The following is a 3,484-nucleotide window of genomic DNA, read 5'->3' as shown; positions in this document are numbered from 1 at the left end:
GCATTCGTGCCATCGTCGCCCGCGGCCATATCGAGCTTGCCGAAACGCTGGCAGAGCAGGTGGCGGCTTTCGTTCTGGAAAATCCGCGCGTGACCCGCGTTGTCGTGCGGGCCGAAAAGCTGGAGCTTGGACCCGGTGGTGTCGGTGTCGAGATCGAACGGAAAAACGATGTGAAGAATTCATCGGCCAAGCCCCGGCCGATCCATGCGCACGGAGGCCGGAAATCCTCATGAAGCCCATCGTCGTCAAGCTCGGAGGCAGCACGGCGGGCCATGCGGAAATGCAGCGCTGGATCGACCTCCTGGCGAGCGCAACCTTTCCGCTGGTTATCGTGCCGGGCGGCGGTCCTTTCGCCGATCAGGTGCGGACCTCACAGAAGCGTCTCGGATATTCGGACGATGCGGCGCATGCGATGGCCATCCTTGCCATGGACCAGTTCGGCATCGCCATCGCCGAGCGGCATCCGCAACTGCGGGTGGCGCGGTCAATATCGCAGATCGGCGAGGTGCTGGACGTCGGCGCAACACCGGTCTGGCTTCCATCGTCAATGACCTTGGATGCGGGGGATATACCGCCCTCGTGGCAGATTACGTCGGATAGTTTGAGTGCCTGGTTGGCCAGGCAATTACCCACCGATACTTTGCTGCTGGTGAAGCAGACCGACGAATACACCCATTACGCAACTGTGCGGGAACTTGCCGCCGCCGGTATCGTCGACAGCATGCTGCCGGACATGCTGGGTGAGCGTACAAGCCTCCATGTCGCTGGCCCCGCGATGCTGGATACGCTCGATTTGCCCTTGGCATCCATCCCCGGACGCAGGATCATGCGGCACAAACAGACCGAAGCCATGGGTGCGCAATGACGAGACTGCATACGCCGCGCTGGGCCTGGGCATTGACCGGTTCGGGCCATTTCTTTGTGGAAAGCTTCGAACTGATCCGCACGCTCGAGCACTGCGATGTTTTCGTCTCGAAGGCCGCGAACGAAGTGCTGCGCATGTACAAGCTCAAGCTGGATTTTCCCGAAACGACGCGGGTACTGCATGACAAGACGGCGAGTTCCGTGCCGATTGGCGGGTTTTACACCGGCGTCTACCACACGGCCGTGATCGCGCCGGCTACATCCAACACTGTGGCAAAGTGCGTCGCCGGTATTTCGGATTCGCTCCCTACCAATGTCTATGCGCAGGCGGGGAAGTGCCTTGTGCCGTCCATCGTCTTTGCCTGCGATACGGCGCCCGAACTTGAAACCATGGCGCCGAGCGGCATGGTCAAGGTCTATCCGCGACCGATCGATCTGGAAAACACCGCAAAGCTCAAGACCTATGAACGAACCAGGGTCGTCGAGTCGCTGGCCGAACTCATAGAAACGATTACCGCTCGCCAAAAGGTGATCTCCGGCGATGGCTGAGCGGTTGCTGTTCCTGACCGGGCATCTTGCCCGTGCACGGCTGGAGCGGATCCTCGCCGATCTCGGCAAGACAGCGTTTACCTACGAGATTGTCGATATCGGCGTGAAGGTCGCGGCGCTGATGACCGAGGATATCATTGTGCGACGCCTGAAGCTGCCGATATCCGCCGATCGCGTCATCCTGCCCGGTCGCTATCGGGGTGATCTCGACAATTTGAGCCAGCGTTTCGGGATTCCATTCGTTCGTGGTCCCGATGAAGTCGCCGATCTTCCTGTCTTTCTCGGGCGCGTCGGCAAGCCCATCGATCTTACAAAGCATGATATGCGGATTTTTGCCGAAATCGTCGATGCTTCGGCGCTGTCGCTCGATGCGCTCATGCTGCGTGCCGCACATCTTGTGGCTGCCGGTGCCGATGTCATCGACCTTGGCTGCCTGCCGGAAACCCCGTTTCCGCACCTGGCCGATGCCGTTCGCGCCCTGAAAGGTCAGGGGCTCAAAGTCAGTGTCGACTCGGCCTCTGTCGAAGAGCTCGAAACCGGCGCCGCGGCCGGTGCGGACTATCTCCTGAGCTTGACCGAGGAAACCATCGGTCTCGCCATCAAACACGGCGTCACGCCTGTTCTCATTCCTGCTAGCCCGGGCGATCTGGATTCGCTTGGCCGCGCCATTGTTGCAGCTCAAGCTGCGAACATCGGATTCATCGCTGATCCGGTGCTCGACCCGATCCATTTTGGCTTTTCCGTCTCGCTCGGACGCTTCCTTGAAGCGCGCCGCCGCTGGCCGGATATCCCGATGATGATGGGCACCGGCAATCTCACCGAACTCACTGACGCCGACAGTTCCGGTGTCACCGCCCTGCTGGCGGGCATCTGCTCCGAGCTGTCGATCGGCAATGTGCTTGTCGTCAATGTCAGCCCGCATACGATCCGCACGGTCGAGGAGCACGACAGCGCGCGCCGCACCATGTTTGCGGCCAGAGAGGATCATGCCCTGCCACGCGGCTACGACGCCGGTCTGCTGCAGATGCGCGACCGCAAGCCTTACCCGAACAGCGTCGAGGATATTGCCGCGCTCGCCRCCGACGTGCGCGATGCAAATTTCCGCATCATGACCGCCCCGGATGGCGTGCACATCTTCAACGGCCAGGGCCACAGGATCGCGCAGGACGCATTTGAACTTTTCCCGGGTCTCGGCGTTGAGAATGACGGCGCACACGCGTTTTATCTCGGTGCGGAGCTGACCAAGGCGGAAATCGCCTGGAAACTCGGCAAGCGCTACACGCAGGACGAGCCGCTCGCCTGGGGCGCGGCTGTTCCGGGCAAACAGGAGGACCGATTGCGGTTGGCGGAAGCAGGGCATACTTTGAAAGCGAAAAAGGATAGGCCGCAGTGACCTATATCAGGGAGACCATTGTTACCACGGTCGACAGCAAGGGCGTCGCGCACATTGCGCCGCTCGGTATCATCCAGCACGAGGATGGCTGGGTGATCGCGCCGTTCCGCCCTTCGAAGACGCTCGAAAATCTCGCCGCCATTCCGTTCGCGATCGCCAATTATACCGATGACATGCYGATCTTCGCCGGCTGTCTGACCGGCCGCAAGGACTGGCCGACCGTTGCGGTCAAGAACTGCCCGGTGCCCCGATTGGAGGCAGCGCTCAGCCATTCGGTGCTCAAGGTCGTTTCCGTCGATGAGGACGTCATGCGACCCCGCCATTATTGCAAGGTGGTTTCCGAAGCCACGYACGCACCGTTTACCGGGCTCAACCGTGCCAAGGCTGCTGTACTTGAACTTGCAATCCTCGTCAGCCGTCTTTCCATGCTGCCGCCAGATAAGATCGAGGCGGAGATCGCCTATCTCGCAATCGCCATCGAGAAGACCGCCGGTCCCGATGAACATCAGGCCTGGTCCTGGCTGATGGAGAAGGTCAAGGATCATCGCGACGCTGCCGACGCGAAAGGCAAGGAAGCCGTACATCATCATGGCGGTCAGATTTAGGACGTTTCGGGTTTTGGCTGAAACACACCTCTCTCTCCGTCATCCTCGGGCTTGACCCGAGGACCCATTGGGA

The 3,484-nt window shown here is 60.6% G+C and carries 5 protein-coding genes; all 5 read left to right on the top strand.

Translation table 11 applies throughout. The features are described from left to right. Positions 1-233: dihydroneopterin aldolase (locus ACXJ5O_RS22045; protein ID WP_457301758.1), on the top strand; the 233-nt coding region annotated here is incomplete at its 5' end. Then, positions 230-865 (top strand): amino acid kinase family protein, encoded by a 636-nt coding sequence (locus ACXJ5O_RS22040; RefSeq protein ID WP_457301757.1) that lies wholly within the window; start codon positions 230-232, stop codon positions 863-865. The genes ACXJ5O_RS22045 and ACXJ5O_RS22040, both read left to right, overlap by 4 nt. Further along, the gene (locus ACXJ5O_RS22035; protein ID WP_112529099.1) at positions 862-1,413 is read left to right on the top strand and encodes a flavoprotein; all 552 of its coding nucleotides are present in this window, start codon (positions 862-864) and stop codon (positions 1,411-1,413) included. Before ACXJ5O_RS22040 ends, ACXJ5O_RS22035 begins: the two co-directional genes overlap by 4 nt. After that, positions 1,406-2,806, top strand: a complete 1,401-nt coding sequence (locus ACXJ5O_RS22030) for a DUF6513 domain-containing protein (RefSeq protein ID WP_457301756.1) — start codon at positions 1,406-1,408, stop codon at positions 2,804-2,806. Before ACXJ5O_RS22035 ends, ACXJ5O_RS22030 begins: the two co-directional genes overlap by 8 nt. Next, positions 2,803-3,411 carry a DUF447 domain-containing protein gene (locus ACXJ5O_RS22025; protein ID WP_457301755.1) on the top strand — a complete coding sequence of 203 codons (609 nt, stop codon included), beginning with the start codon at positions 2,803-2,805 and terminating at the stop codon, positions 3,409-3,411. Before ACXJ5O_RS22030 ends, ACXJ5O_RS22025 begins: the two co-directional genes overlap by 4 nt. Positions 3,412-3,484: the final 73 nt, after the last annotated feature.

The sequence above is a fragment of the Phyllobacterium sp. P5_D12 genome (genome assembly GCF_054049495.1).
Note: the sequence above shows the minus strand (reverse complement) of the source record. Positions and strands in the feature narration are given on the sequence as shown.